23 protein-coding genes are annotated in these 23,510 nt (G+C 59.0%); 14 read left to right on the top strand and 9 right to left on the bottom strand.

The genetic code is table 11. The features are described from left to right. The first annotated feature begins 170 nt into the window (after positions 1-170). Entirely contained in the window at positions 171-1,133 is a 963-nt protein-coding gene (locus AB4P92_RS16070) for a LysR family transcriptional regulator (RefSeq protein ID WP_395597869.1), read from the top strand. Here AB4P92_RS16070 and AB4P92_RS16065 read toward each other — a convergent pair. From AB4P92_RS16065 to AB4P92_RS16055, 3 genes are all read right to left on the bottom strand, one after another. Continuing rightward, positions 1,075-1,287 (bottom strand): PA3496 family putative envelope integrity protein, encoded by a 213-nt coding sequence (locus AB4P92_RS16065; protein ID WP_150593387.1) that lies wholly within the window; start codon positions 1,285-1,287, stop codon positions 1,075-1,077. The two genes, AB4P92_RS16070 and AB4P92_RS16065, sit on opposite strands and share 59 nt — an antisense overlap. A gap of 183 nt (positions 1,288-1,470) precedes the next feature. After that, complete coding sequence (gene hexR, locus AB4P92_RS16060; protein WP_042561845.1) at positions 1,471-2,337, bottom strand: transcriptional regulator HexR; 867 nt, start codon at positions 2,335-2,337, stop codon at positions 1,471-1,473. 127 nt (positions 2,338-2,464) lie between these two features. After that, a complete protein-coding gene (locus tag AB4P92_RS16055) occupies positions 2,465-5,338 on the bottom strand; it encodes a bifunctional diguanylate cyclase/phosphodiesterase (RefSeq protein ID WP_042561846.1) in 2,874 nt (957 codons plus the stop codon). 256 nt (positions 5,339-5,594) lie between these two features. Here AB4P92_RS16055 and uvrD point away from each other — a divergent pair, with 256 nt between their 5' ends. The 3 genes from uvrD (at position 5,595) to AB4P92_RS16040 (ending at position 9,494) form a co-directional block, all read left to right on the top strand. After that, the gene (gene uvrD / locus AB4P92_RS16050) at positions 5,595-7,778 is read left to right on the top strand and encodes a DNA helicase II (RefSeq protein ID WP_395597868.1); all 2,184 of its coding nucleotides are present in this window, start codon (positions 5,595-5,597) and stop codon (positions 7,776-7,778) included. A gap of 297 nt (positions 7,779-8,075) precedes the next feature. Beyond that, on the top strand, positions 8,076-8,948 hold the full coding sequence (locus AB4P92_RS16045; RefSeq protein WP_047304270.1) for a Tim44 domain-containing protein: 873 nt from the start codon (positions 8,076-8,078) through the stop codon (positions 8,946-8,948). Positions 8,949-9,086: 138 nt separating this feature from the next. Next, positions 9,087-9,494 carry an SMI1/KNR4 family protein gene (locus tag AB4P92_RS16040; RefSeq protein WP_003187120.1) on the top strand — a complete coding sequence of 136 codons (408 nt, stop codon included), beginning with the start codon at positions 9,087-9,089 and terminating at the stop codon, positions 9,492-9,494. A 21-nt stretch (positions 9,495-9,515) separates the two neighbouring features. On the opposite strand, the gene AB4P92_RS16035 is transcribed toward AB4P92_RS16040, so the two are convergent. Continuing rightward, a complete protein-coding gene (locus tag AB4P92_RS16035; protein ID WP_042561849.1) occupies positions 9,516-11,279 on the bottom strand; it encodes a cation:proton antiporter in 1,764 nt (587 codons plus the stop codon). Between the two features lie 281 nt (positions 11,280-11,560). Here AB4P92_RS16035 and AB4P92_RS16030 point away from each other — a divergent pair, with 281 nt between their 5' ends. After that, a complete protein-coding gene (locus tag AB4P92_RS16030) occupies positions 11,561-12,043 on the top strand; it encodes an acyl-CoA thioesterase (protein ID WP_003229693.1) in 483 nt (160 codons plus the stop codon). Between the two features lie 102 nt (positions 12,044-12,145). Here the strand turns inward: AB4P92_RS16030 and pdxY are convergent, their stop codons facing one another. After that, positions 12,146-13,018 carry a pyridoxal kinase PdxY gene (gene pdxY, locus AB4P92_RS16025; protein ID WP_042562256.1) on the bottom strand — a complete coding sequence of 291 codons (873 nt, stop codon included), beginning with the start codon at positions 13,016-13,018 and terminating at the stop codon, positions 12,146-12,148. Between the two features lie 117 nt (positions 13,019-13,135). Between pdxY and AB4P92_RS16020 the strand changes: the two genes are divergently transcribed. Further along, entirely contained in the window at positions 13,136-13,549 is a 414-nt protein-coding gene (locus AB4P92_RS16020; protein ID WP_042561850.1) for a DUF3301 domain-containing protein, read from the top strand. 87 nt (positions 13,550-13,636) lie between these two features. On the opposite strand, the gene AB4P92_RS16015 is transcribed toward AB4P92_RS16020, so the two are convergent. Next, positions 13,637-14,602, bottom strand: coding sequence for a GTP-binding protein (locus AB4P92_RS16015; RefSeq protein WP_261735489.1), 966 nt, complete (start codon positions 14,600-14,602; stop codon positions 13,637-13,639). 41 nt (positions 14,603-14,643) lie between these two features. Between AB4P92_RS16015 and AB4P92_RS16010 the strand changes: the two genes are divergently transcribed. After that, positions 14,644-15,000, top strand: a complete 357-nt coding sequence (locus tag AB4P92_RS16010; protein ID WP_395597867.1) for an NADH:ubiquinone oxidoreductase — start codon at positions 14,644-14,646, stop codon at positions 14,998-15,000. A 4-nt stretch (positions 15,001-15,004) separates the two neighbouring features. Here AB4P92_RS16010 and AB4P92_RS16005 read toward each other — a convergent pair whose 3' ends face one another. Both AB4P92_RS16005 and zigA read right to left on the bottom strand, forming a co-directional pair. Continuing rightward, on the bottom strand, positions 15,005-15,655 hold the full coding sequence (locus AB4P92_RS16005) for a DUF1826 domain-containing protein (protein ID WP_261735487.1): 651 nt from the start codon (positions 15,653-15,655) through the stop codon (positions 15,005-15,007). Further along, the gene (gene zigA / locus AB4P92_RS16000; RefSeq protein ID WP_395597866.1) at positions 15,655-16,860 is read right to left on the bottom strand and encodes a zinc metallochaperone GTPase ZigA; all 1,206 of its coding nucleotides are present in this window, start codon (positions 16,858-16,860) and stop codon (positions 15,655-15,657) included. Before zigA ends, AB4P92_RS16005 begins: the two co-directional genes overlap by 1 nt. 222 nt (positions 16,861-17,082) lie before the next feature. Between zigA and AB4P92_RS15995 the strand changes: the two genes are divergently transcribed. From AB4P92_RS15995 to AB4P92_RS15965, 7 genes are all read left to right on the top strand, one after another. Then, positions 17,083-17,460: a glutamine synthetase gene (locus tag AB4P92_RS15995; protein ID WP_115146672.1), complete on the top strand. Its 378-nt coding sequence runs from the start codon at positions 17,083-17,085 to the stop codon at positions 17,458-17,460. 196 nt (positions 17,461-17,656) lie between these two features. Then, complete coding sequence (gene folE2 / locus AB4P92_RS15990) at positions 17,657-18,553, top strand: GTP cyclohydrolase FolE2 (RefSeq protein WP_395597865.1); 897 nt, start codon at positions 17,657-17,659, stop codon at positions 18,551-18,553. Next, positions 18,550-19,218: a metal ABC transporter ATP-binding protein gene (locus tag AB4P92_RS15985; RefSeq protein ID WP_395597864.1), complete on the top strand. Its 669-nt coding sequence runs from the start codon at positions 18,550-18,552 to the stop codon at positions 19,216-19,218. Before folE2 ends, AB4P92_RS15985 begins: the two co-directional genes overlap by 4 nt. Continuing rightward, the gene (locus AB4P92_RS15980) at positions 19,218-20,084 is read left to right on the top strand and encodes a metal ABC transporter permease (RefSeq protein WP_395597863.1); all 867 of its coding nucleotides are present in this window, start codon (positions 19,218-19,220) and stop codon (positions 20,082-20,084) included. The genes AB4P92_RS15985 and AB4P92_RS15980 overlap by 1 nt, the downstream gene beginning before the upstream one ends. 11 nt (positions 20,085-20,095) lie before the next feature. Then, entirely contained in the window at positions 20,096-20,971 is an 876-nt protein-coding gene (locus tag AB4P92_RS15975; protein ID WP_395597862.1) for a metal ABC transporter substrate-binding protein, read from the top strand. Continuing rightward, entirely contained in the window at positions 20,968-21,528 is a 561-nt protein-coding gene (locus tag AB4P92_RS15970; protein ID WP_047304287.1) for a DapH/DapD/GlmU-related protein, read from the top strand. The genes AB4P92_RS15975 and AB4P92_RS15970 overlap by 4 nt, the downstream gene beginning before the upstream one ends. A gap of 3 nt (positions 21,529-21,531) precedes the next feature. Further along, the gene (locus tag AB4P92_RS15965; protein ID WP_395597861.1) at positions 21,532-22,863 is read left to right on the top strand and encodes a dihydroorotase; all 1,332 of its coding nucleotides are present in this window, start codon (positions 21,532-21,534) and stop codon (positions 22,861-22,863) included. 80 nt (positions 22,864-22,943) lie between these two features. Here the strand turns inward: AB4P92_RS15965 and AB4P92_RS15960 are convergent, their stop codons facing one another. Next, positions 22,944-23,462 (bottom strand): DUF3617 domain-containing protein, encoded by a 519-nt coding sequence (locus tag AB4P92_RS15960; RefSeq protein ID WP_047304291.1) that lies wholly within the window; start codon positions 23,460-23,462, stop codon positions 22,944-22,946. Positions 23,463-23,510 lie beyond the last annotated feature (48 nt).

Raw genomic sequence — 23,510 nt, 5'->3', positions numbered from 1 at the left:
GTGGCACCACGACCTGCTAGACCCAGGTCGACGCGTGACCAAATGTTTCAATTTGGTCGCGTCTCCACACTAGCGCTCGCAAGGGATTAACAAAAATGAATAATTATTGGGTTAGGCATAAGTAAACACTTATAGTTGAAACATCCGACCGCACTCAGAGCCTGAATAAAATGCGTAAGTCCCTGATGCGTATGACATTACGCCAGTTACAGATCTTCAATGAAGTGTGTGATTTACGCTCTTACAGCCGCGCTGCCGAGGAAATGTCGCTCACACAACCGGCCGTCAGCCTACAAATTCGTCAGCTCGAAGAGCTGATCGGGCAGCCATTATTCGATTATGTCGGCAAAAAACTCTACATGACCGAGGCCGCCGAAGCCCTTCAGCGCGCCAGTCGAGACATCTTCGGCCGCCTGGAGAACCTCGACATGCAGCTGTCGGACATGCAGGGCTCGCTGCAGGGCCAACTGAAGCTGGCGGTGGAGTCGAGCGCCAAATATTTCGTGCCACATCTGTTCGCGGCTTTTAAACGCCAGCATCCGGAAGTGAACCTGCAACTGACCGTGGTCAATCGTAGCCAGGTGATCCGACGTCTTTCCGACAACCGCGATGATCTGGTGATCATGTCGATGGTGCCGCAGGACATGGGGCTGGAATTCCTTCCATTTCTCAATAATCCGATTGTCGCCGCGGCTCGCCCGGATCATCCACTGGCGCATATGGGGCCGCTACGCTTGCAGGATCTTGAACCGTACACGCTACTGATCCGCGAACCCGGCTCGGGCACGCGACTGGCGTGCGAAGAGTATTTCAAAGAGAAGCGCGTGCACTTCACCCAGACTCAAGAGGTGGCCTCGGCCGAAGCACAACGTGAATGCGTGGCGGCGGGTCTGGGCCTGGCGCTGTTGACGCGCCACGCCCTGAACCTGGAGCTGGCGACCGGCGGCCTGGTCGAGCTGCCGGTCGAGGAGTTACCGCTGTTGCGAAGCTGGTGCCTGGTACAAGCCAAAGCCAAGCGCTTGTCACCAGTGGCGCACGCCTTCCTGGCGTTTATCCGCAGTGAACGCGTGCAGATCAGCGCGCTGGTTGAGCGTTTCGACGGGAAGCTGCCGGTGCCGCCTGCCAATAATTGAGTTCGACTTCCTCGGGAAAACCGCCGATTTCGGCCTGAAGCTGACGAAGTTCGTAGCGATCTTCGATTGCGCGACGGAACTCCATGCGGCGCTGGTCTTCCTGCTGACGACGGGTTTTCGCTGCGCTGTTGCGTTCTTCGTAGGGCTGAGCCATTTCGAGTCTCCCAAGGCGATTACGGGAGTTTCACGATAGGCTCGGGGGATGACGGTTTGGCTGCGTCATGGTTACAGACTGATGAAAGTTTGCATCAAACAGCAAAAGATCGCAGCCTTCGGCAGCTCCTAAAAGGGAATGCGTACACCCGTAGGAACTGCCGAAGGCTGCGATCTTTTGATCTTAGTCATCCAGCGCTTTCACTGCTTTCGGAGACAAACGCAAGCTACGCAGACTGCGCTTCACGCTCTTGAGGTGGTTGACCAGGCTCGGCCCCCGCGCCATGGCCACGCCCATGGCCAGCACGTCGATTACCACCAGGTGAGCAATGCGCGAAGTCAGCGGCGTATAGATTTCGGTGTCTTCATGCACATCGATCGCCAGATTGACCGTCGACAGTTCCGCCAATGGCGTCTGGCTCGGGCACAGCGTGATCAGCGAAGCGCCGCTCTCGCGCACCAGATTGGCGGTGATCAGCAAATCCTTGGAGCGCCCGGACTGGGAAATGCAGATCGCCACGTCAGTCGGCTTCAACGTTACCGCCGACATCGCCTGCATATGCGGATCGGAGTAGGCCGCCGCCGTCAGCAGTAGGCGGAAGAACTTGTGTTGCGCATCCGCTGCCACCGCGCCCGACGCGCCAAAGCCATAGAACTCGACGCGCTGCGCCTGCGACATCAAGGTCACCGCACGCTGCAATTCCACCGGATCGAGCTTCTCGCGAACCTCCATCAACGTGTGCAACGTGGTGTCGAAAATCTTCAGGCTGTAATCAGCGACCGAGTCGTCTTCATGGATCGCGAACTGGCCGAAACTGGCACCGGCGGCCAGGCTCTGCGCCAGTTTCAGTTTCAGATCCTGAAAGCCGGAACAACCGATGGCGCGACAAAAGCGCACGATGGTCGGCTCACTGATGCCGACGTTGTGGGCCAGGTCGGCCATGGAACTGTGCATCACCGCCGCAGGGTCAAGCAGCACGTGGTCGGCGACCTTGAGCTCCGACTTGCGTAACAGGTGACGTGACTGGGCGATGTGTTGCAGCAGATTCAAGGGGCTGGACTCTTGTTATGGTCGGGGATGTAGCAAGCTTGTAGTTATACTACATGAATCGGCTTTTTGCCTGCTCAATGCGTAACTCCATGTCCCCATATCAGGCGCGATGGCGTGCATGTAGCCCTTAAAGCGGGTTTTCCTGCGCACGCAAAAGCCCGGCCAGAGCGGCAGCTTCGACGGGTCGGCTGATCAGATAACCCTGCACTTCATCACAACGCTCGGTGCGCAAAAATTCCAGCTGCTCCTCGCGCTCTACCCCCTCAGCCACCACTTTCAGCGACAGCCCATGGGCCATGGCGATGATCGCCCGAGTGATTGCCGCATCTTCACTGCTCTCGCCCAAACCACGAATGAACGCTTGATCGATCTTCACGTAATCCACCGGGATGCGCTTGAGATAACTCAGCGACGAATACCCGGTGCCGAAATCATCGATGGCCAGTTTCACCCCCAGATCGCGCAGTTGCTGGAACGTCGCGATGATGTGCTCAACGCTGTCGAGCAGCTGACTTTCAGTCAATTCGAGTTCGAGGTAGTGCGGCGCCAGCCCGGTTTCTTCCAGCACTTGTCGCACCAGACTGACCAGCTTGCCTTGGCGCAACTGGTGCACCGACAGGTTCACCGAAACGCGAATTGGCGCGAGCCCCTGACGCTGCCATTCGCACGCCTGCCAGCAAGCCTGGCGCAGCACGAATTCGCCGATCGGCCCGATCAATCCGGTTTCCTCGGCCAGCCCGATGAAGTCCCCCGGCGGCACCTGACCCATGCTCGGATGATCCCAGCGCACCAGGGCTTCCGCCGCATTCAAGCGCCCCGACTCCAGGCACAGCTTGGGCTGATAGAACACCTGTAATTGCTTCTCATCGATGGCTTTGCGCAACTGGTTTTCCAGCTGCAATCGTTCAAGAGTGCTGGCTTGCAGGCTCTCGGTGTAGAACTGGAAATTGTTGCCGCCCAGATGTTTGGCATGTTGCATGGCCATGTTCGACTGGCTGACCAGCGCGGAGATCTCCCGTGCGTTGTCCGGCAGCATGCTGATGCCCATTGAGGCGCTGACCACCAATTCGTGCCCGTCAACGGTCAGCGGCAGGCGCAGCTTGGCCGACAGCCGCGTAGCGACCCGCGCCAGACTCGACAGGTTGCCGTAGGCATCGAAGAGCACAGCGAACTCGTCGCCGGATAAACGAGCGATCGTGTCGGCTTCCGGCAAGGCGTTGACCAGCCGGCGAGCCATCTTCTGCAACAACTGGTCAGCGACTTCATGGCCCAAACTGTCGTTGAGCAATTTGAAGCGATCCAGATTGATGTGCAGCAGCGCAAGACTGCGCCGGCCGCCCTGTCGAACCCGCTGATGCGCCTCATGCAGCCGTTCGCGGAATAGCGAGCGATTGGCCAGACCGGTAAGTTCATCGTAGTGCGTCAAATAACGCATGCGCTCTTCGGATTCACGCCGCGCGGAAAGATCAGCGAAGAAGCCCACGATATGGCCGACATTTCCCCGACTATCGCGTACTGCGTTGAGTTGGAGCCATTGCGGATACAGCTCGCCGTTCTTGCGGGTCTCCACCAATTCGCCCTGCCAACTGCCGTACTGCTCAAGGGCGGTGCGGATGGCGACGTAGTGGCGGCGGGCATCGCGACTGCATGGCAGCTCGACCACATTACGCCCGAGCATTTCATCAATGCCGTAACCGGTGACCCGGCTGAACGCCTGATTGATCGCGATCAGTGTGTAACTCGGGTCGAAAATCACAATGCCTTCGCTGGCCGCTTCGAACACCGTTGCGGCCAGGCGCTGCTGCTCTTCAAGGCTCTTGCTGGCACTGATATCCCGGCGAGTGCCGACCATGCGGATCACCCGCCCGCTTTCACTGCGCTCTACGGCGCGGCCCCGGTCCTCGATCCAGACCCAATGGCCATCGCCGTGACGCACGCGGTACTCGATCTGATAGTCCTCGCTGCGGCCCTTCAGATGCTCGATCAACGCCTGTTTGAGGGGTGGCACATCTTCGGGGTGCAGCCGCGGTTTGAGGTCGCGCAGGATGGCGGTGACGTATTCCGGAGCCAGACCGAACAGTTCCTGGATCTGCGTGTGGTGGACTTCGTCGGTTTGCAGATTCCAGTCCCACAACCCCAACTCACTGGCCTTCAACGCCAGCGCCAGACGTGTTTCGCTTTTGCTCAAGGCCTGATTGGCAGCGTCCAGCTCGCGGCTGCGCAGGGCGACGCGGTCTTCCAGCTCGACCTGAGCTTCGCGCAACTTGCCCTCGGCGCAGCGCCGATGGTCTATTTCAGTCGCCAGTTCTTGATTGAGCTGCTCGCTGCGCGCCTGTGTCTGCTGCAGATGTTCGATCAGGTGCTGATTCTGGAAGCGCCGCAGCAAACCACGATCGATCAGACGATTGACCTGCCACGCCACCACGCTCAGGGATCCCAACAGAATCAACCCGAGCCAGCCCCAACCGCGCGCCTGCTCGTCACCGCCCCAAAACAGATAACCGATCGCCGGCAGCAGACAGGGCAAGGTAAACGACAGAAATGCCGGCAGGCTCACCGCGTAGGCGACACTGGCCGACAGGGTCGCGGCGCCGATCAGGCCGAAAACCCAGGCTTGCTGCATGAAGTTGTCGGCGGGTACCAGCGCGATGCCCGCACCGGCCAGGGTCAGGCCGGTCATGGTCGAGCCGAGCAGGAACATCCGGCGCCAGATAGGCTGGGCCTGGCGATTGGGGATGGCTGAGTCGAACGCGGCCACCTGAATCACACGTAAAGCCACCAGCGACAACAACCACACCAGCCAGACGCTGACCACGAAATAGCGCTGCGGGCTCCAGAGCAAACCGGCGCAGACCAGACCATTGATCAACATGAACAGCGTGGGCAATAAAGAGCCCTGATACAGCAGACGTGTGCGCTCGACCGCCATCTCGACGGCGTAGTGCTTGCGGATAACCCGGGGTTCCACAGAGGGGCCCGACAGTTCGGCGCTGAGGGTCATGGGCAACGTTCTTGTTCTTATAAGGGGGCGTGCGCCCGAAACGTGGACGGAGCATACACAAGCCGATCCCGTTGCCAAACTGCTCCGGACCACAATTTCATCGAAACTTTTCCCTACCTTGGTGCCGGCAGAACCCGCAGAGTGAGGCGGGCTGACGCCTGTAGCCAGTGACCGACCGGTCGTCATTGACGGCACTTTCATCGGCTAATGCAAAGCTCGGTTTGCCCGGGCCTGCGGCGCACCCTAGAATGCCCCGATGCGCGATGACCTCTCCCTTCTGCTGAACTCCCTCAACGATGCCCAACGCCAGGCCGTAGCAGCCCCCGTTGGCCGTCAGTTGGTCCTGGCCGGTGCCGGCTCCGGTAAAACCCGAGTGCTGGTGCACCGTATCGCCTGGTTGATCCAGGTCGAAAACGCCTCGCCCCACTCCATCCTGTCGGTGACCTTCACCAACAAGGCCGCTGCCGAAATGCGTCACCGCATCGAGCAGTTGCTGGGTATCAACCCGGCTGGCATGTGGGTCGGCACCTTCCACGGCCTCGCGCACCGCTTGTTGCGGGCGCACTGGCAGGAAGCCGGGCTGAGCCAGACCTTCCAGATTCTCGACAGCGACGACCAGCAACGGCTGGTCAAGCGGGTAATCCGCGAGCTGGGCCTGGACGAGCAACGCTGGCCGGCCCGTCAGGCCCAATGGTTCATTAATGGACAGAAAGACGAAGGTCTGCGTCCGCAACACATTCAGGCCAGCGGCGACTTGTACCTGGCCACCATGCGCGGCATTTACGAGGCCTACGAGGCTGCTTGCCTGCGCGCCGGTGTTATCGACTTCTCCGAACTGCTGCTGCGCGCCCTCGACTTGTGGCGCGACCACCCCGGCTTGCTGGCGCATTATCAGAAACGCTTCCGGCACATTCTGGTGGACGAGTTCCAGGACACCAACGCCGTGCAGTACGCCTGGTTGCGTCTGCTCGGCAAGGGTGGCGACAGCCTGATGGTGGTCGGCGACGACGACCAGTCGATTTACGGCTGGCGCGGGGCGAAGATCGAAAACATCCATCAATACTCCGCCGACTTCCCGGACGCCGTGACCATTCGCCTGGAGCAGAACTACCGCTCCACCGCCGGCATCCTGAAAGCGGCCAACGCCCTGATCGCCAACAACACCGGACGCCTGGGCAAAGAGCTGTGGACGGACGGCGGCGACGGCGAGGCGATCAATCTGTACGCCGCGTTCAACGAACACGACGAAGCACGCTACGTTGTCGAAACCATCGAAAGCGCGCTCAAAACCGGCCTGGCTCGCAGCGATATCGCGATTCTGTACCGTTCCAACGCCCAATCACGCGTTTTGGAAGAAGCATTGCTGCGTGAACGCATTCCGTACCGCATCTATGGCGGCCAGCGCTTCTTCGAGCGTGCGGAAATCAAGAACGCCATGGCGTATCTGCGTTTGCTCGAAGGTCGGGGCAACGATGCTGCGCTGGAACGGGTGATCAACGTCCCGGCTCGCGGCATCGGCGAGAAAACCGTTGAAGCGATTCGCGAGCATGCGCGCCACAGCGATGTGTCGATGTGGGAAGGCATGCGCCTGTTGGTCGCCAATAAAGGCCTGGCCGGTCGTGCTGCGGGTGCGCTGGGTGCGTTTATCGAGCTGATCGAGAACCTCGCTGCCAAATGCGCGGAGATGCCGCTTCACTTGATGACCCAAACCGTCATCGAGCAATCCGGCCTGATCGCCTATCACGAAGCGGAAAAAGGCGAGAAAGGCCAGGCTCGGGTAGAAAACCTTGAGGAACTGGTTAGCGCCGCGCGCAACTTCGAGAACACTGAAGAAGACGAAGAACTGACGCCACTGGCAGCATTCCTTGGCCACGCTTCGCTGGAGGCCGGCGACACTCAGGCCGACGAGCACGAAGACAGCATTCAGTTGATGACCCTGCACAGTGCCAAAGGCCTGGAATTCCCTTACGTGTTCCTCGTGGGCATGGAAGAAGGCCTGTTCCCGCACAAGATGAGCCTGGAAGAACCCGGGCGTCTTGAAGAAGAACGACGCTTGGCCTACGTCGGTATCACCCGGGCGATGCAAAACCTGGTGATGACCTACGCTGAAACCCGACGCCTGTACGGCAGCGAAACCTACAACAAGGTCTCGCGTTTCGTAAGAGAGGTGCCGAAAGGTCTGATTCAGGAAGTCCGTTTGTCGAACAGCGTCAGCCGTCCGTTCGGCGGCAACCAGTCGATGAGTGGCAGCAATCTGTTCAGCGGCAGCGAGATTCCGGAAACCGGCTTCAGCCTGGGTCAGGCAGTGCGCCATTCGGTCTTTGGCGACGGCGTGATCCTCAACTTCGAAGGCGCGGGTGCACAGGCGCGGGTGCAGGTGAACTTCGGCGAAGGCAGCAAGTGGCTGATGCTCGGTTACGCGAAGCTGGAAGCTATCTGACACCGATTTCGCTTTTCTGTGGGAGCGAGCCTGCTCGCGAAGACAATCACCACGGTTTATCTGATAAACCTCGGTGTGGCTTTCGCGAGCGGGCTCGCTCCCACAGGATTCTGGGCTCTAACCCCCAATCGATCTGAACCAATCGCCTTTTCCTACAGCCAAAAGTACATCCGCTGATTGCCCCGACGGAGCTGAACGTAACCTGTCAGGCAAAAGCCCGAAACACTCTCTCGCTAGCCAGTAACACTTCAGCTGTGCAACATGGCGCGCGTGTCTCCACAAACGGGAAATCCCTTTATGAAACGTTTTCTTAGCATCGCCATGGCGTTGTGCATCGGCCTGACGATGAGCCTCGACGCCAACGCCAAGCGCTTTGGTGGTGGCAAAAGCGCCGGCGCTGCGCCGTCGCACCAGACCAGCCAAATGGCTCCTTCTTCCGCAGCTGGCGGCGCTGCTGCGACCGCTGGTGCTGCCGGTGCCGCTGGCGCTGCTGCCAAGGCCGGCGGTGCTTCGAAATGGCTCGGCCCTCTGGCCGGTATCGCCGCCGGTGGTCTGCTCGCTTCCATGTTCATGGGCGGCGGCTTCCAGGGCATGCAGATCTTCGACATCCTGATCATGGCCGTGATCGCGTTTGTGATCTTCCGCTTCATCGCCGCTCGTCGCCGCAAGCAGCAGGAGCACCTGGCTCCAGCTGGCGCGCCAATGCAGCGTGAAGTGTTCGAGCAGAAGCCTGCCGGCATGGGTTCGATCTTCGGTGGTTCGGCTGCACCTGCTGCCGCCCGTCCGGTAATCAACGCACCTGCCTGGTTCAATGAGCAGAGCTTCCTTGAAGCTGCACGCAGCCACTTCCAGTCGCTGCAGCAGCACTGGGACGCTAACGAAATGGACAAGATCGCCGAGTTCGTGACCCCGCAGATGCTCGAGTTCCTCAAGCGTGAACGTGCGGATCTGGGCGACGCCTTCCAGTCGACCTACATCGACAACCTCCAGGTTCAACTGGACGGCGTAGATGACCGTGCCGACAAGACCATCGCCACCCTGACCTTCAGCGGTGTGTCGAAGACCTCGCGTTTCGACCAAGGCGAAGTGTTCAGCGAAAGCTGGAACATGGAACGTCCGCAGGGCGAGAACCAGCCTTGGCTGGTGGCCGGTATCCGCCAGAACGGCTGATCCCCTCTGCGTTAAGCATGCGGTAACAAAAACCCCGGACTTGTCCGGGGTTTTTCTATTTCGCGGTTGCATCTATAGCAAGCTACTGTATAAACCGGCCCATATAAACCGCGCCATACAAGCAAGAGGATCCCGGACGTGGAAGAAATTATCGAACAACTGCGCGAAGCCAACGAACCGGTACCGGTTCCTTTGGAGTTGCCTGACGAAGACCTGCTGGTTGAAATCGAAGAACAACTGTTCATCGATATTCCGTTTGTCTTCAGGGAGTTTTTGCTGACGGTCAGCGACGTGGTTTACGGTAGCCTGGAGCCGGTAACTGTCACCGACCCGCAATCGCACACCTACTTGCCGGATGTCGCCGCCAACGCTTGGGATGCCGGCGTGGATCGCAGCCTGATTCCAATTTGCCAGGACGGCGACGACTACTACTGCGTCGAAGAAGACGGCACTGTGGTGTTGTGGCAAGCCGAGGAAGAGCTGATTGCCGAAGAAACCTGGGAATCGGTCTGGCATTGGGCGCGGGACGTCTGGCTGGAAAGCTGATCGGCCAAACGCCCCGGGTGGTCAGTGCCCCGACGACTCCTTGTGGTTGTCGAGGGTTTCCAGCAAGGCCACCTGCATCCGCGTGTGCACGCGGATAAACCAGCGCCAGAGCAGCGCCGCCACGGCGGCCGCGACCACGGCGATCAGCACCAGCAACTTGTTGGTCGGCAGAATACTGGCCGACAAGGCTGCCAGCAGCAGGAAAATCACCAGCAGCGAGAGAATCGGGATCACCTCGGAGATCACCCGGCGCACTCGCTGCGTGTGCCGCCCCGCCATCTCCGGCTTCACGCCCATCTCGGCCAACAGCATCGATAGCGCCTTGAGCTTGCGATAGGCCGCGATCAGAAACGGCAACGACACCAGCAAAGCCCCACCCCAGATCAACGCTTTCTGCCAGCTCGGATCGCTGATCCAGTCTTGCAGATACATCGAGATACGCTCGGCGAAGAACGCACCCGAGAAGAAGATCGCGATGACCAGCGCCAGATTGACCCCGACCTGCAACAGGATTCGCCGGATAATCGACGCCAGCATCGCCCCCTCGCCCTGCGGCTGAATGCTGCGCAGCCATTCGCCATACATCCCCAGCACCCGCCCTAAACGCTGCGGCATCGCGGCGGCCAGTTTGATCGACAGTGGATCGGCGGAGCGAATCAGGTACGGCGTCAGGAGCGTGGTAATCACCGAGACGGCCACGGCTACTGGATAGAGGAAGTTGCTGGTGACCTGCAGCGTCATGCCCAGCGCGGCGATGATGAAGGAAAATTCGCCGATCTGTGAAAGTCCCATCCCTACCCGCAGTGAGGTGCGTCCGTCATTGCCAGCGATAAACGCACCGAGCCCGCAGGACAACATCTTGCCGAGCACCACGGCTACCGTAATCACGGCAATCGGCCAGGCGTATTGCAGCAGAATCATCGGGTCGAGCATCAGGCCGATGGCGACGAAGAAGATTGCGCTGAACAGGTCGCGAACCGGTTCGATCAGTCGCTCGATTTTCAGCAATTGCCGCGACTCGGCCATGATCGCGCCGATCAGAAATGCGCCGAGTACCATGCTGTATTCAAGTTTGACCACCAGCAGGCAAAAGCCGAAACACAAGCCCAGCACGGTGATCAGCAGCATCTCGTTGCTTTCGAATTTGGCGACGTAAGCCAGCAAACGCGGCACCAGCAGAATGCCGATTACCAGCGCGACGATCATGAATAGCGACAATTTGCCGACCGTGGAAAACACTTCGCCGGAGCTCACCGTACCGCTGACCGCGATGCTCGACAGCAAGGCAATGATGCCGATACCGAGGATGTCCTCAACGATCAGGACGCCGAAGATCAACTGTGCGAAGCGCTCGTTCTTCATCTTCAGATCGTTGAGCGCCTTGACGATGATGGTGGTCGAAGAGATCGCCAGGATCGCGCCGAGGAACAGCGAATCCATGGTGTTCCAGTCGAACCAGCGGCCGATTTCGTAGCCGATCCAGATCATCAGGACGATTTCGAGGAACGCTGCGATGAACGCCGTGGCGCCCACCTTGAACAGCTTGCGCAGGCTGAACTCCAGCCCGAGGCAGAACATCAGGAAAATCACCCCCAGCTCGGCAAGTGTCTTGATGGTTTCTTCATCGTGGATCAGGCCGAACGGTGGGGTGTGCGGGCCGATAATGAAGCCGGCGACGATATAACCGAGCACCACCGGCTGCTTGAAACGATGGAACAACACCGTCACCACGCCCGCGACCAACATGATCACTGCCAGGTCCTGAATAAAACTGATGGCATGCATGGCGTGGGCTCCTTGAATGACGAGGCTCGTCGTCAGGCATCAGAAAGATCTGAGCGAGCCAGGGTAAAAATCCGCTTTTCTTGTGGGAATTGCCCTTGGGTAGGGCTTTTGCAGGTTAACACCGCGACTTCCCACTGGAAGGCGGTGCAATATTAGGAAACAGATCGATCCCGGCGTGACGGAAGCCAGTCGCCCGGCGTCCCGATAACGGTGCTTTTGAAAAGTGACCAGGCACCCGCAGAGGTGCTTCCAGCAAACCAGCCTTGATCCGTGAGAACGTTATGGAACCCGGAAACGCCCAGCTGTCGATGACGGTACTGATGACCCCCGACATGGCCAATTTCTCTGGCAATGTCCACGGCGGCACCCTGCTCAAATATCTCGACGAAGTGGCCTATGCCTGCGCGAGCCGCTACGCCGGCCGTTACGTGGTGACACTGTCTGTGGATCAGGTGATTTTCCGCGAGCCGATCCATGTCGGCGAACTGGTGACCTTCCTGGCGTCGGTCAACTACACCGGCAACACCTCGATGGAAGTCGGCATCAAAGTCGTCACCGAAAACATCCGCGAGCGCTCGGTGCGCCACACCAACAGCTGCTTCTTCACCATGGTCGCGGTAGATGACCAGCGCAAACCGGCCGCTGTGCCGCCGCTGCAGCCGCAGAACAGCGAAGACAAGCGCCGCTACATGCAGGCGCAGCAACGCCGGCAGATTCGCCAGGAGCTGGAAAAGCGTTATCAGGAGATCAAGGGCGACGCTTGATTGGTAGCGATCTGACGACCGCTTTCGCGAGCAGGCTCGCTCCCACAGGGTTCACGCGGTACCTGTGGGAGCGAGCCTGCTCGCGAATGGGGCGACGCAGTCTTACAAACTGATTGCCGTCGCCTCGAATTTCACCCGCGGATGCGCAATGCGATCCTGCGCCCGCACCAGTTGCAGCTCGTAACTGGCGCACGCCTGCGTTTCCAGCAGCACCTCATGCACCGCTGCCGCCGTGAACTCGAACGCTGCCACCAGACTGTCGCCCAGCAGCACGCGCGCCAGGAACAGGCCGGACGTCAGATCGCCCACGCCCACCGGCTGACGCGGAAACGCCAGCAGCGGACGGCGCAGGTGCCAACTGCCCTCGGCGGTCACCAACAACATCTCGAAACCCTCCGCCGGTTTACCCGGGTAGTCCAGATGCTTGACCAGAATGGCTTTCGGCCCGCGAGCCAAAAGCGCCCTCGCCATTGCCAGGCAATCGAACAGCGATTGCGGCTTGCGCCCGGAAAAACTGTCCAGCTCCAACTGGTTCGGACACATGATGTCTGCCACAGCCGCCGCTTCTTCCAGCAGGAAATCGCTGACCTCCGTTGGCACGCTGCAACCTTTCTCCGGATGGCCCATCACCGGGTCGCACAGGTACAGCGCTTTCGGATTGACCGATTTGATGCGCGCCACGCCACTGAGAATAGCCCGGCCCTGCGCTGCGCTGCCGAGATAGCCGGACAGCACCGCATCGCAATTGCCCAGTTCGCCAATGGCCGCAATGCCTTCGACCAGTTCGGGAATCTGTTGCGGCGCCAGCACTTCGCCGGCCCACTGGCCGTACTGGGTGTGATTGGAAAACTGCACCGTGTTGAGCGGCCAGACATTCACCCCGACCCGCTGCATCGGAAATACTGCGGCGCTGTTGCCGGCGTGGCCGAACACCACATGAGACTGAATGGCGAGCAGATGAGGCGTACGTTTCATTCGGGTTTTTCCGTAAAACGATTGAAATTCAAGCCGCGCAGTATGCGACGAAACGCAGTCTGTACGACAGACCGGCGACACAGTTAAGCTGGCGCTAACTTTTGGAGTTCATTGTTGATGCTGACCCTCGAAAACATCTTCGTGCTGATACTGTTCGCCGCCGCTGGCGCGTGGCTATGGCACAACCACGGCTTGCGCGAGCGGGCGCTGGAGCGGGTCAAACAGCATTGCATCAACGTCGGTGTGGAGCTGCTGGACGGCAACGTCGCGTTGAAGAAGATTGGTTTTATCAAGGATGCCAGCGGTCGCCGGCGACTGGCGCGGGTGTACAACTTCGAGTTCACCGTGACTGGCGAAAGCCGCCACAACGGCACCATCACCCAATTCGGCGCCCACAGTGCGCAGATCGAATTGGCGCCCTACCCGGCACCGTTCGACGACACGCCGCCGGTTGTCGAGGTGCACAAGCCACGGGCTGAAGTGATCGAGCTGAGTCAGTGGCGACAGGAACACACCAAGTGGAAGCCGTAGAAATCAAAAGATCTCAGCCTTTGGCATCTCCTACACAGTGCACATAAATCCACTGTAGGAGCTGCCGAAGGCTGCGATCTTTTGATCTCAATCGACTCGACAACCCGCTAACGCGTTCTGCAACACGCCAACATCCTGCACCTGAGCGAAAATCAGCTCGATCCGCGAATCGCGCCGCCATTCACTGGGCTGCCAATGCAGATCAGCGTTCTCCAGGGCATTCGCTGAAGCCCAGCCATTGGTGCTGTGGATAACCAGTTTTGCCCTTTTCCAGACAAGGCTTTGCAGCCAGGCTGCGACCTTTTGTGAGTCGAACGTCTGACTCGGATGCCAACGCCAACCGATACTCCAACTCCCGTCCTGGGCCTGGCTCAGGCAAATCGGCAGTGTCGGATCGCTCCAGACCGCCGGCATCTGCGCCAATCCTTTGGGCACGATCAGGTTATCCACACCCGCCACCGCTCGCGCGGCCAGACCCGGCAATTCGCTCAAGGGCAATTGCGCTTGTTGCGTCCAGACGAGTCTGACTGGCGGCAACTGACTGGCAATCTTCTGCCTGCCAGTTTCAGAAAGGTTTTCGGCCTTGTTCAACACCAGCAAACCCGCACTGGCCAACGCATCCTGCTGCGCTGCCGGCAGCGCTTTCCCCGCATTGAGTGCCTGGGCATCCAGCACCAGAACGCACGGCTGAACCGCCAGCACACCCAGCCATGGCGCTTCACTCAATTGCTTGAGCAACTGCGCAGGATGGCCCAGTCCGGAGGGCTCGATAAACAGCCGATCCGGTTTCGCCTTGCGCAATAAACGCCCAAGGCCAATCTGAAACGGCGCCCCATTGACGCAACACAAACAGCCCCCGGCCACCTCCCCCAGTGCGATACCATCGCCGTCGCGGGTCAATAGAGCGGCGTCGAGGCCGATCTGGCCGAACTCGTTGATCAGCACCGCCCAGCGCTCGCCTTCAGGGCGTTGCGCCATGAGTTGGCGGATCAGGCTGGTCTTGCCGGCGCCGAGTGGGCCTGCGATGACGTGGACAGGAATGTTCTGCAACATGGCCGGGGATTTTCTAAGGAAAGTTTCTGAGGAGATTGAAAATGCGTTGGATGGGATGGTCGTTGCTGTTGCTGCTGGTGTCCACCAAGGTGTCGGCTCAGGCCTGCGTGGTGCACAGTCAGGGCGAGCGGCTGGACGTTAAAGTCTGCCAGCAGAACCGCAACATCCCGGCAAAACTGTTCAACGACGGTTTTTGCCAACCCGCGCTGGCCGGGCAGAAAGTCGACGTGCAGTACGTCGATCAATGCCCAAGCGGCGCTTTCGGCGTGTGCAACAACGCGCAAGTTGCCAATATGCCCTATCGCCAGGACATCCACTATTACGGCGTCGCCACTGATGCCGCTTATCTAAAGCCTTACTGCGAAGGCCAGAGCCAGGGCACATGGCTCAAGCCATGAAGCGTTAGCCAAGCCAGTCGAGGGTCAGGATCAAACGGCGCTCGCCCGGTGCCGGTTGCGGCGAGCGGTGGATCAAGCCGAAACCTTCATTGCCGTGCCATTTTTCACCTTTTAGTAGCGCCACCTCGCCGCTCTTGAGTTGCTGGATCTGCGTTATGTCCGTCGGCTCGGCGTTGGCCTGGCCCAGTTGGCGCCGATCCATGGCGCCCTCCTTCAGCCACTCACTGCCGACGCCAGCATAAGTTGTGATCAAGCGCACCGGCACATGATCGACGTGGAACCGCGGACACATGGCTTTATCCAGCACCCGCAGGCGCAAACCGATACGCCGCGCACCGAGCAGGCAAGCGAAGGCACTGACCAGCCATTTCAGATCGGCGATAAAGCCTTCGTAGCCTTCCAGATCGCGGAAGCCTGAGGCCAGTCCGCTGAGATCAGGCTCGGCGTCTTCGTCGGCTAATTCCAGACATAACGACTCTGCCAACGGCTCGTTTAGCGAGAGTAATAACCTTGCGAATTCGGCGATGTGCAGCGGCATATGTCGCTGCCATACGGCGAGGTTTATTTCATCGTCAAGAATTCGGCTCAGCGCCTTGGGGGTCGGGCCCTGATGCTGTGAGCGCGTACGGTCTTGCAGCAGCTTCATCGCAAGCATCAGGCGGCCTCCTCGTGCCAAGGGCCGAATGGATCTGGCAGCAATCGCCAGCCTTCCGCACCCAGTGCCATTTCATCGTCGGTCAGCAGACACGCATCAAGCTCTGCAGATAGCTGTACGAAATTGATGTTCTGACCGATAAATACCAACTCCTGACGGCAATCTCCGACACTCGGCGTCCAGTTTTCCATGATCGCGACGGTACTTTCCTGATCCTGCGGCCATTGGCTTTTCGGCACGAAACGCCACCAGCGCCCGGCAAAGCCATGGCGCATCAAGCCACCGGCCTGCGACCAACTGCCGGCATCGTTGGGCTTGCTCGCCAGCCAGAAAAACCCTTTGGAGCGCAGCAGCTTGCCGTTGAGCCATGGACGATCGATGAAGCTGAAAAAGCGTTGCGGATGAAACGGTCGACGCGCCCGGTAGGCGGTGGAGGCAATCCCGTACTCCTCGGTTTCCGCGACGTGCTCACCGCGCAACTCCTTTAACCAGCCGGGTGCTTGCGCAGCTTTCTCGAATTCGAAGCGGCCGGTGTTGAGAATCTTCTCCAACGGTACTTCGCCCATCACCATAGGGATGATTTCGGCTTGTGCGTTGAGCCGCTTGAGGATGGCGGTCAATTCCTCGCGCTCGTGCTGGCTGATCAGGTCGATTTTGCTGATCAGCAGCACGTCGGCAAACTCGATCTGCTCGATCAGCAAGTCGGTGATGGAGCGCTCGTCCTCTTCGCCAAGCGTTTCGCCACGAGAGGCAAGACTTTCGGCGGCCTGGTAGTCGAGCAGGAAATTCACGCCGTCGACTACAGTCACCATGGTGTCCAGACGGGCGATGTCGGCGAGGCTTTGGCCTTGCTCATCGCGGAAGGTGAAAGTCTCTGCGACGGGCAATGGTTCCGAGATACCGGTGGATTCGATCAGCAAATAATCAAACCGCCCTTCTCGCGCGAGTTTGCTGACTTCTTCGAGCAAGTCTTCGCGTAACGTACAGCAGATACAGCCGTTGCTCATTTCCACGAGTTTCTCTTCAGCGCGGTTCAGGCTGACATCGCGCTGGACTTCGCTGCCATCAATGTTGATCTCGCTCATATCATTGACGATGACCGCCACGCGTAGACCCTTGCGATTACGTAGTACGTAATTCAAAAGTGTACTTTTTCCAGCGCCAAGAAATCCTGAAAGAACGGTCACAGGCAGTGCGGCTGACATTGGGTAATCCTCTTTAGATGGCAGCCGATTAGCGCTTTTACGTAGCGCGTGACGTTCTGGGCTTCATACGGAGTTCGCAGAAGGTAAACGTTTGAAATCGGCCGGCTCAGGCTCAGTTCAAACTGATGTTATAGTATAACAATAGAGAATGGCCAGCCCTGCTCTTACCCTTATCTACAAACAGCCGGAAGCTGCCCTTTAAGTTCAGGCTCGGAAAATATGATGAAAAGTGCGCTGAAATGCTCGATTTTGAGCGTCATGCTGTTAACTGCGGCCACCGCTTGGGGAAAAACCCCGGCGCTCGCATCCTGCACGCGCAGCGCCAATCTCCTGGCCTGCGTGGATGCTGATGGCAACGCTTACAGCGTCAACACGGTCGGCAACACGATTTATCTGCGCGGTTTTGAAAAGAACGGCAAGCGGTATTGGGCGCAGACCAACAGTCGGTTCGGGCAAATGACGTTCTTCACTGGCATCGCTTCCGACGGTGAAGCCTGGGTCGGCTACACCCGTCGGGTGGGATGGACCACCATCAATCGCTTCTCCAGCTCAGGTGGCAGCAGCGCGAAATTCACCTGCAGCCGATTGACCGGTTGCTAGTTCGCCCAAGTCATCGACATGTCGCGGATATAACCCCAATGATGTCTCGCTTGGAAGGGGCGATTTTCGCGAGTGTTTCACGTGGAACCCTAGACGGAATTGGCGTGCACATATGAAAACCTGTTCATGAAAAAGACATCGTGATTCGAATTGTTATAATGTAACATCGAATTTAATCAACACGATGGTCCCGATCATGAATTCGCTGACACTTCCGGATATCGCCACGCAGGCCGCTCGCCAAGCCTTGCCACTCGAATGGGTGGGCATGCGCGGTATTGCGTTGCCTGTTTTGCTGGACGGCCAACGCCTGAGTGCGAAAGCTGATGCAGGTGTAAGTCTTGATGATGGCGAGGCGCGCGGTATTCATATGTCGCGCTTGTATCTGGCACTCGAAACCCTGGAACAACGCAACATTAGCCCAGCGTTGCTTCACCAGATTCTTGAGCATTTCCTCGATAGCCACGCAGGTTTGTCCAACAACGCCTATCTGAAAATCCACACGGATCTACTGCTCAAGCGACCCGCGTTGATCAGTCCTTTGTCCGGATGGAAATCCTATCCAGTCACCATTTCGGCCAGCCTGAAAAACAGAATGTTCCACGTGGAACTAGAAATTGAAGTGCCTTACTCCTCGACATGTCCGTGCTCGGCAGCGCTGGCGAGACAGCTTATCCAGCAACAATTCATTGAAGACTTCGCTAACACACAACTGAATCACGCAGAGGTTTTGGCGTGGTTGGGTACGCCCCAAGGCATTGTCGCAACGCCACACAGCCAACGTAGCACCGCGCAACTACATGTTCATCTCGACGAATTCGTCGACGAACTACCGCTGAGCGCGATCATCAACGATGCCGAAGCCGCCCTCGGCACCGCTGTACAAACCGCGGTCAAACGAGCGGACGAACAAGCCTTTGCCCTCGCCAACGGGCAGAACCTGATGTTCTGTGAAGACGCCGCACGAAGGCTGAATCTAGCGCTACGCCGCTCTCCCGGAGTGAGCGCATTCAAACTGCGAGTGACCCACGCCGAAAGCCTGCATGCCCACGATGCCGTCGCCGAAAGTCATTGGCACCGGGAGCAGGCATGATCCGTTGCCAAGCCTTGAGCTGGGGCGCACCCGGCCAACCGCTCACCTCGCCCCTGACCCTCGAATTCGAAAGCGGCAGCCTGACAGCAATCATCGGCGCCAATGGTTGTGGCAAAAGCAGCCTGCTGAAAGTCATTGCAGGACTGCAAAGGCCCTTGGCAGGAAAGGTCTCATTGAGCGTTCCACGGCAAAGCGGCGTCTCCTTCCTCCCCCAACAACAGCACCTGGATCGCCAGTTCCCGATCAGCCTCGAAGAGTTGGTGGCCGCCGGCTTCTGGGGACGTAGATTGTCCACACAACTGCGTGCACAGCGCCTCGCCGCTGCCTTGGAAAACTGGCACCTGAACGGACTCGATCAACGCCCCTTGATGGCCTTGTCCGGCGGCGAATTACAACGCGCCTTGCTCGCTCGATTGAGTCTGACTGATGCACCTGTTTTGCTACTCGACGAACCGCATGCTGCTCTCGATGAACTGGGCCAACAGTTGCTGTGGCAACACATCCACGCCTGGCACGCCGAAGGTCGAACACTGATCGTGGTGTGCCACGACCTCTGCGCCGTTCGCGAACACATTCCAAAAACGCTGCTGATCAAAAACAGTGCCTGCGTATTTGGCACGAGCAAAGAGCTCATCCGGCAAACACCGCAGACGCAGGTGGCGTGATGCTCACCATCGCGCACCTCTGGGAACCGTTCAACGAGTTCGTCTTCATGCGCCGCGCCCTGCTCGGTGGGTTGGTGCTCGCCTGCAGCACCGCTCCCCTCGGCGTTTTTTTGATCTTGCGGCGCATGAGTCTGATCGGTGATGCCGTTGCCCACGGCATCCTGCCCGGTGCTGCATTGGGCTTCTGGTTCGCCGGACTCAGTCTGCCTGCGCTCACCATCGGGGGGCTCGGCGCAGGTTTGAGCATGGCCGGACTCGCCGCCTGGATCACTCGCAAAACGGGTTTGCGAGAGGACGCCAGCCTCGCCGCGATCTATCCAATATCGTTGGCAGCCGGTGTGCTGATCCTTGGCATCGCGGGCAAACGCCTTGACCTTTTGCACCTGCTCTTCGGGTCGGCATTGGCGGTCGACGGTCCGACTCTCAACGGCATGCTGTGGGTATCGACCTTCAGCCTGATCGCCATGGCACTCATCTATAAACCGTTGCTGCTCGACACCCTCGACCCATTGTTCCTGAGAACCGTCAGCCGACTTGGCCCTCTCGCCCATGGCGTGTTCCTGACTCTGGTAGTGCTGAATCTGGTGATCGGATTTCAGGCGATCGGCGCACTGATGGTCGTTGGACTGATGATGCTGCCCGCCGCCAGCTCGCGATTCTGGAGTCGCCGTCTGCCGGTCCTGATTGGTATCGCCGCCCTCCTCGGCTGCCTGTCGGTGTGGCTCGGCCTGCTGCTGTCGTTCTACTTCTCGCTGCCCAGCGGGCCGGCCATCGTGCTGGTCGCGGGGGCCGGATATTTGCTCTCCGTGGTGTTCGGACCGGTTCACGGTTTGCTGCGCCGCCCACCGTTGCTTACATCCCAATGAGGTGTTTCCCGATGCGCGTTCTATTTGTGCTGTTCAGCCTGATGCTGTCGATGTCATTGTCGGCGGCAGAAAAATTGCCGGTGGTGACCAGCTTCAGCATTCTCGCCGACATGGTTCATCAGGTCGGTGGCGAGCATATTCAGATCACCAACATGGTCGGCCCCGACGCTGACGCGCACACCTATGAGCCGACCCCGGACGATGCCAAAGCACTGCTCAAAGCCAGACTGATCATCAAAAACGGTTTGGGTTTCGAACCGTGGCTGGATCGCTTGGTGACCAGCACCGAAACCAAAGCCACGGTAGTCAGCGCCAGTCACGGAGTGATCCCGCGCTCGCTGGATGAGGACGGTGAAACCGTTCCCGATCCGCACGCCTGGCACAATCTGGCGAACGCCGAGTTGTACGTCGCCAACATCACCAAAGCGCTGATCGCCGCCGACCCGACGAACAAGGCCGACTACGAGCGCAACAGCCAAACCTATCTGAAACAGATCTACGCCCTGCTCGCCGAAGCCAAGGCCAAACTCGGTTCACTGCCACCGGGCAATCGCAAAATCGTCACCAGCCACGACGCCTTCGGTTACCTGGGCCAGGCGTACAGCATCGACTTCATGGCCCCACAAGGACTGTCCACCGAGCGTGACCCCTCAGCCGCCGAAGTCGCGGCGCTGATTACCCAGATCCGCCAGGCGAAAGTCAAAGCGGTGTTCATGGAAAACATCAAGGACGCGCGACTGCTCAAGCAGATTGCCGATGAGAGCGGCGCACACATTGGCGGCACGCTCTATTCGGACGCCCTCGCCGCCAGCGGTCCGGCCAGCACTTTTACCGGGCTGTTCGAACACAACCTCAATACCCTTTACAACGCGCTGAGCCAACCATGATCCGCAAGAATCCTTCAGGCGATCTGCCACAGATCGCCGAGTCGGCCTACGTCGATAAAACCGCGATCATTTGCGGCAAAGTGGTGATTGGTGAAAACGTGTTTGTCGGCCCCTATGCCGTGATTCGTGCCGACGAAGTGGATGCTTCAGGCGAGATGGAACCGATCACCATCGGTGCCAATTCGAACATCCAGGACGGTGTGGTGATTCATTCCAAATCCGGCGCGGCAGTGACCATCGGCGAGTTCAGCTCCATCGCCCATCGTTCGATCGTGCATGGTCCCTGCGTGGTCGGCGACCGGGTGTTCATTGGCTTCAACAGCGTGCTGTTCAATTGCGTGGTTGGCGACGGCTGCGTGGTGCGGCACAACTCGGTGGTCGACGGACGCGATTTGCCGGACGCGTTCTATGTACCCTCCACCACCCGCATCGGCCCGAACACTGACCTCTCGCAATTCCCACCGGTGAGTGTCAGCGCCTCGGAGTTTTCCGAAGACGTGGCGCGTACCAATGTCGATTTGGTGCGCGGCTACAAAGCCTTGCAGAACGAGTTTTAGACCATGAGCAGTGTGCTGATTCGCAATGCAAGAATGATCAACGAAGGACGTGAGTTCGATGGCGATCTGTTGGTCAGCAACGGTCGTATCGTCAAGATTGCGCGCAGCATCGAAAGTGAAAACGCGAGCGTCGAAATCGACGCGGCCGGACAGTGGTTGTTGCCTGGGATGATCGATGACCAGGTGCATTTCCGCGAACCCGGTGCGCCGGCAAAGGGCAGCATCCACACCGAATCCCGCGCGGCGGTTGCGGGAGGCATTACCAGTTTCATGGACATGCCCAACACCCAACCCGCCACGCTCAGCCTCGAGGCGCTGGCGGATAAAAAACGCCGGGCGGCGCTCAGCTCTGTGGCCAATTACGGCTTTCACTTCGGGGTCAGCCGGGACAATCTCGACACCGTCGCCGCGCTCAATCCCAGCGAAGTGGCCGGCGTCAAAGTATTCATGGGCGCCTCCACCGGCAACATGCTGGTGGATGATCCGAAGATTCTTGAGCGGTTGTTTGCTGATGTGCCGACGATCTTGCTGGCTCACTGTGAACACACGCCAAGCATCAACGCGAATGCGGCCAACCTGAGCGACCTGTTTGGTGAGCGTCTACCGCCCGCGGCTCATGCGCTGATTCGTAATGCCGAAACTTGCTATCGCTCGTCTTCGTTGGCTGTGGAACTGGCCAAGCGTCATGGCACACGACTCCACGTTTTACACCTCACCACCGCCCGGGAACTGGATCTGTTCGAAGACAAACCACTGGCACAAAAACGCATCACGGCAGAAGTCTGCCTGCATCATTTGCTGTTTGATGATCGCGACTATCCGGCGCTCGGCAACCTGATCAAATGCAATCCGGCGATCAAGACTCAGGCCGACCGCAATGCCTTGCGCGAAGCGTTGAACTCCAATCGGCTGGACGTCATCGGCAGCGATCACGCGCCGCATACCTGGGCGGAAAAGCAAAGACCTTACATAGAGGCACCTTCGGGTTTACCGCTGGTGGAGCATGCATTACCGGCGTTACTCGAGCTGGTCGCGGACGGCGTACTGCCGATCAGCACTCTGGTGGCGAAGACCAGCCATCGCGTGGCGGATCTGTTTGCGATTCCGGATCGAGGCTATTTGCGTGAAGGGTACTGGGCGGATGTGGTGTTGGTTGAGCGGCAGACTGTCGAGGTGTCTCGGCAACCGATTCTGTCGCAGTGCGGGTGGACGCCGTTTGCCGGGAGAAGCTTTCGACATCGGGTCAGTACGACGCTGGTGTCAGGGCAGATCGCCTGGCGCGATGGTCGGGTGAATGAAGGCTGTCGCGGTTTGCCGTTGCGGTTTATGCGCTGATATTGATGACGCCATCGCCAGCAGACTGGCTCCCACATTTCGATTATTCGACTGTGGGAGCCAGCCTGCCAGCGTTGCTTTTAGGCGCGAGGTTTCACGGCGCCGCAGTCCTGACCCAGCCACACGGCGCGGGTTTCCAGACTGCCCTTCTGGTTGATGCCGATGGCATTGAACGTGCCGTTGGCGACGGTGTTGAATTCCCGATCACTGAGGAAAGTCGCAACACCGGTGCCCTGCGCTTTCGGGCAGCTGAAACGAAATTTCCACTGGTTGCCGTTGCGTTCGGTGATCTGCTGTTTGCAGCCCGATTGCGGGTCAGCCAACGGAATATCATTGGTCGCCACTTGCTCAGGCGTCAGGCACGCGCGGATGCCCTTGCCGCCGATATTGATGCCGTTTTTCTCCAGCGCCGCCCGCTGTTGCGGGGTCATCTGGCCTTGCAGCTGGCCGAGGATCGATTGCACGTCCATCGGCTGATCATCGACTTTGACGTTGCTCGACGTCATTTCCCACAACCCCGGCTGCAGCATCTGCGCCTGAGCAACCACCGGCAATGCCAAACCCAGGCCCAGCGCCAAACCCAGCAGACGAATGTTCATCGAAAAACTCCTGATCAGTAGTGGCCGTTAGACGTCGGCCAATTGCTT

It is taken from the genome of Pseudomonas sp. A0308, assembly GCF_044218815.1.
Classification (GTDB): Bacteria; Pseudomonadota; Gammaproteobacteria; order Pseudomonadales; family Pseudomonadaceae; genus Aquipseudomonas; species Aquipseudomonas iridis.
This window is presented reverse-complemented; position numbering and strand designations above follow the sequence as displayed.

Bases quoted from the DNA above. Each gene is read 5' to 3' on its own strand.
- AB4P92_RS16055 (WP_042561846.1), bottom strand. From the start codon at position 5,338: ATGACCCTCAGCGCCGAACTGTCGGGCCCCTCTGTGGAACCCCGGGTT.
- AB4P92_RS15965 (WP_395597861.1), top strand. From the start codon at position 21,532: ATGAGCAGTGTGCTGATTCGCAATGCAAGAATGATCAACGAAGGACGT.
- AB4P92_RS16020 (WP_042561850.1), top strand. From the start codon at position 13,136: ATGCTGACCCTCGAAAACATCTTCGTGCTGATACTGTTCGCCGCCGCT.
- AB4P92_RS16070 (WP_395597869.1), top strand. From the start codon at position 171: ATGCGTAAGTCCCTGATGCGTATGACATTACGCCAGTTACAGATCTTC.
- AB4P92_RS15995 (WP_115146672.1), top strand. From the start codon at position 17,083: ATGAAAAGTGCGCTGAAATGCTCGATTTTGAGCGTCATGCTGTTAACT.
- AB4P92_RS16035 (WP_042561849.1), bottom strand. From the start codon at position 11,279: ATGCATGCCATCAGTTTTATTCAGGACCTGGCAGTGATCATGTTGGTC.
- AB4P92_RS16030 (WP_003229693.1), top strand. From the start codon at position 11,561: ATGGAACCCGGAAACGCCCAGCTGTCGATGACGGTACTGATGACCCCC.
- zigA (WP_395597866.1), bottom strand. From the start codon at position 16,860: ATGTCAGCCGCACTGCCTGTGACCGTTCTTTCAGGATTTCTTGGCGCT.
- AB4P92_RS15985 (WP_395597864.1), top strand. From the start codon at position 18,550: ATGATCCGTTGCCAAGCCTTGAGCTGGGGCGCACCCGGCCAACCGCTC.
- AB4P92_RS16015 (WP_261735489.1), bottom strand. From the start codon at position 14,602: ATGTTGCAGAACATTCCTGTCCACGTCATCGCAGGCCCACTCGGCGCC.
- AB4P92_RS15960 (WP_047304291.1), bottom strand. From the start codon at position 23,462: ATGAACATTCGTCTGCTGGGTTTGGCGCTGGGCCTGGGTTTGGCATTG.
- AB4P92_RS15975 (WP_395597862.1), top strand. From the start codon at position 20,096: ATGCGCGTTCTATTTGTGCTGTTCAGCCTGATGCTGTCGATGTCATTG.
- AB4P92_RS15980 (WP_395597863.1), top strand. From the start codon at position 19,218: ATGCTCACCATCGCGCACCTCTGGGAACCGTTCAACGAGTTCGTCTTC.
- AB4P92_RS16045 (WP_047304270.1), top strand. From the start codon at position 8,076: ATGAAACGTTTTCTTAGCATCGCCATGGCGTTGTGCATCGGCCTGACG.
- AB4P92_RS16010 (WP_395597867.1), top strand. From the start codon at position 14,644: ATGCGTTGGATGGGATGGTCGTTGCTGTTGCTGCTGGTGTCCACCAAG.
- folE2 (WP_395597865.1), top strand. From the start codon at position 17,657: ATGAATTCGCTGACACTTCCGGATATCGCCACGCAGGCCGCTCGCCAA.
- AB4P92_RS15970 (WP_047304287.1), top strand. From the start codon at position 20,968: ATGATCCGCAAGAATCCTTCAGGCGATCTGCCACAGATCGCCGAGTCG.
- AB4P92_RS16065 (WP_150593387.1), bottom strand. From the start codon at position 1,287: ATGGCTCAGCCCTACGAAGAACGCAACAGCGCAGCGAAAACCCGTCGT.
- AB4P92_RS16005 (WP_261735487.1), bottom strand. From the start codon at position 15,655: ATGCTTGCGATGAAGCTGCTGCAAGACCGTACGCGCTCACAGCATCAG.
- uvrD (WP_395597868.1), top strand. From the start codon at position 5,595: ATGCGCGATGACCTCTCCCTTCTGCTGAACTCCCTCAACGATGCCCAA.
- pdxY (WP_042562256.1), bottom strand. From the start codon at position 13,018: ATGAAACGTACGCCTCATCTGCTCGCCATTCAGTCTCATGTGGTGTTC.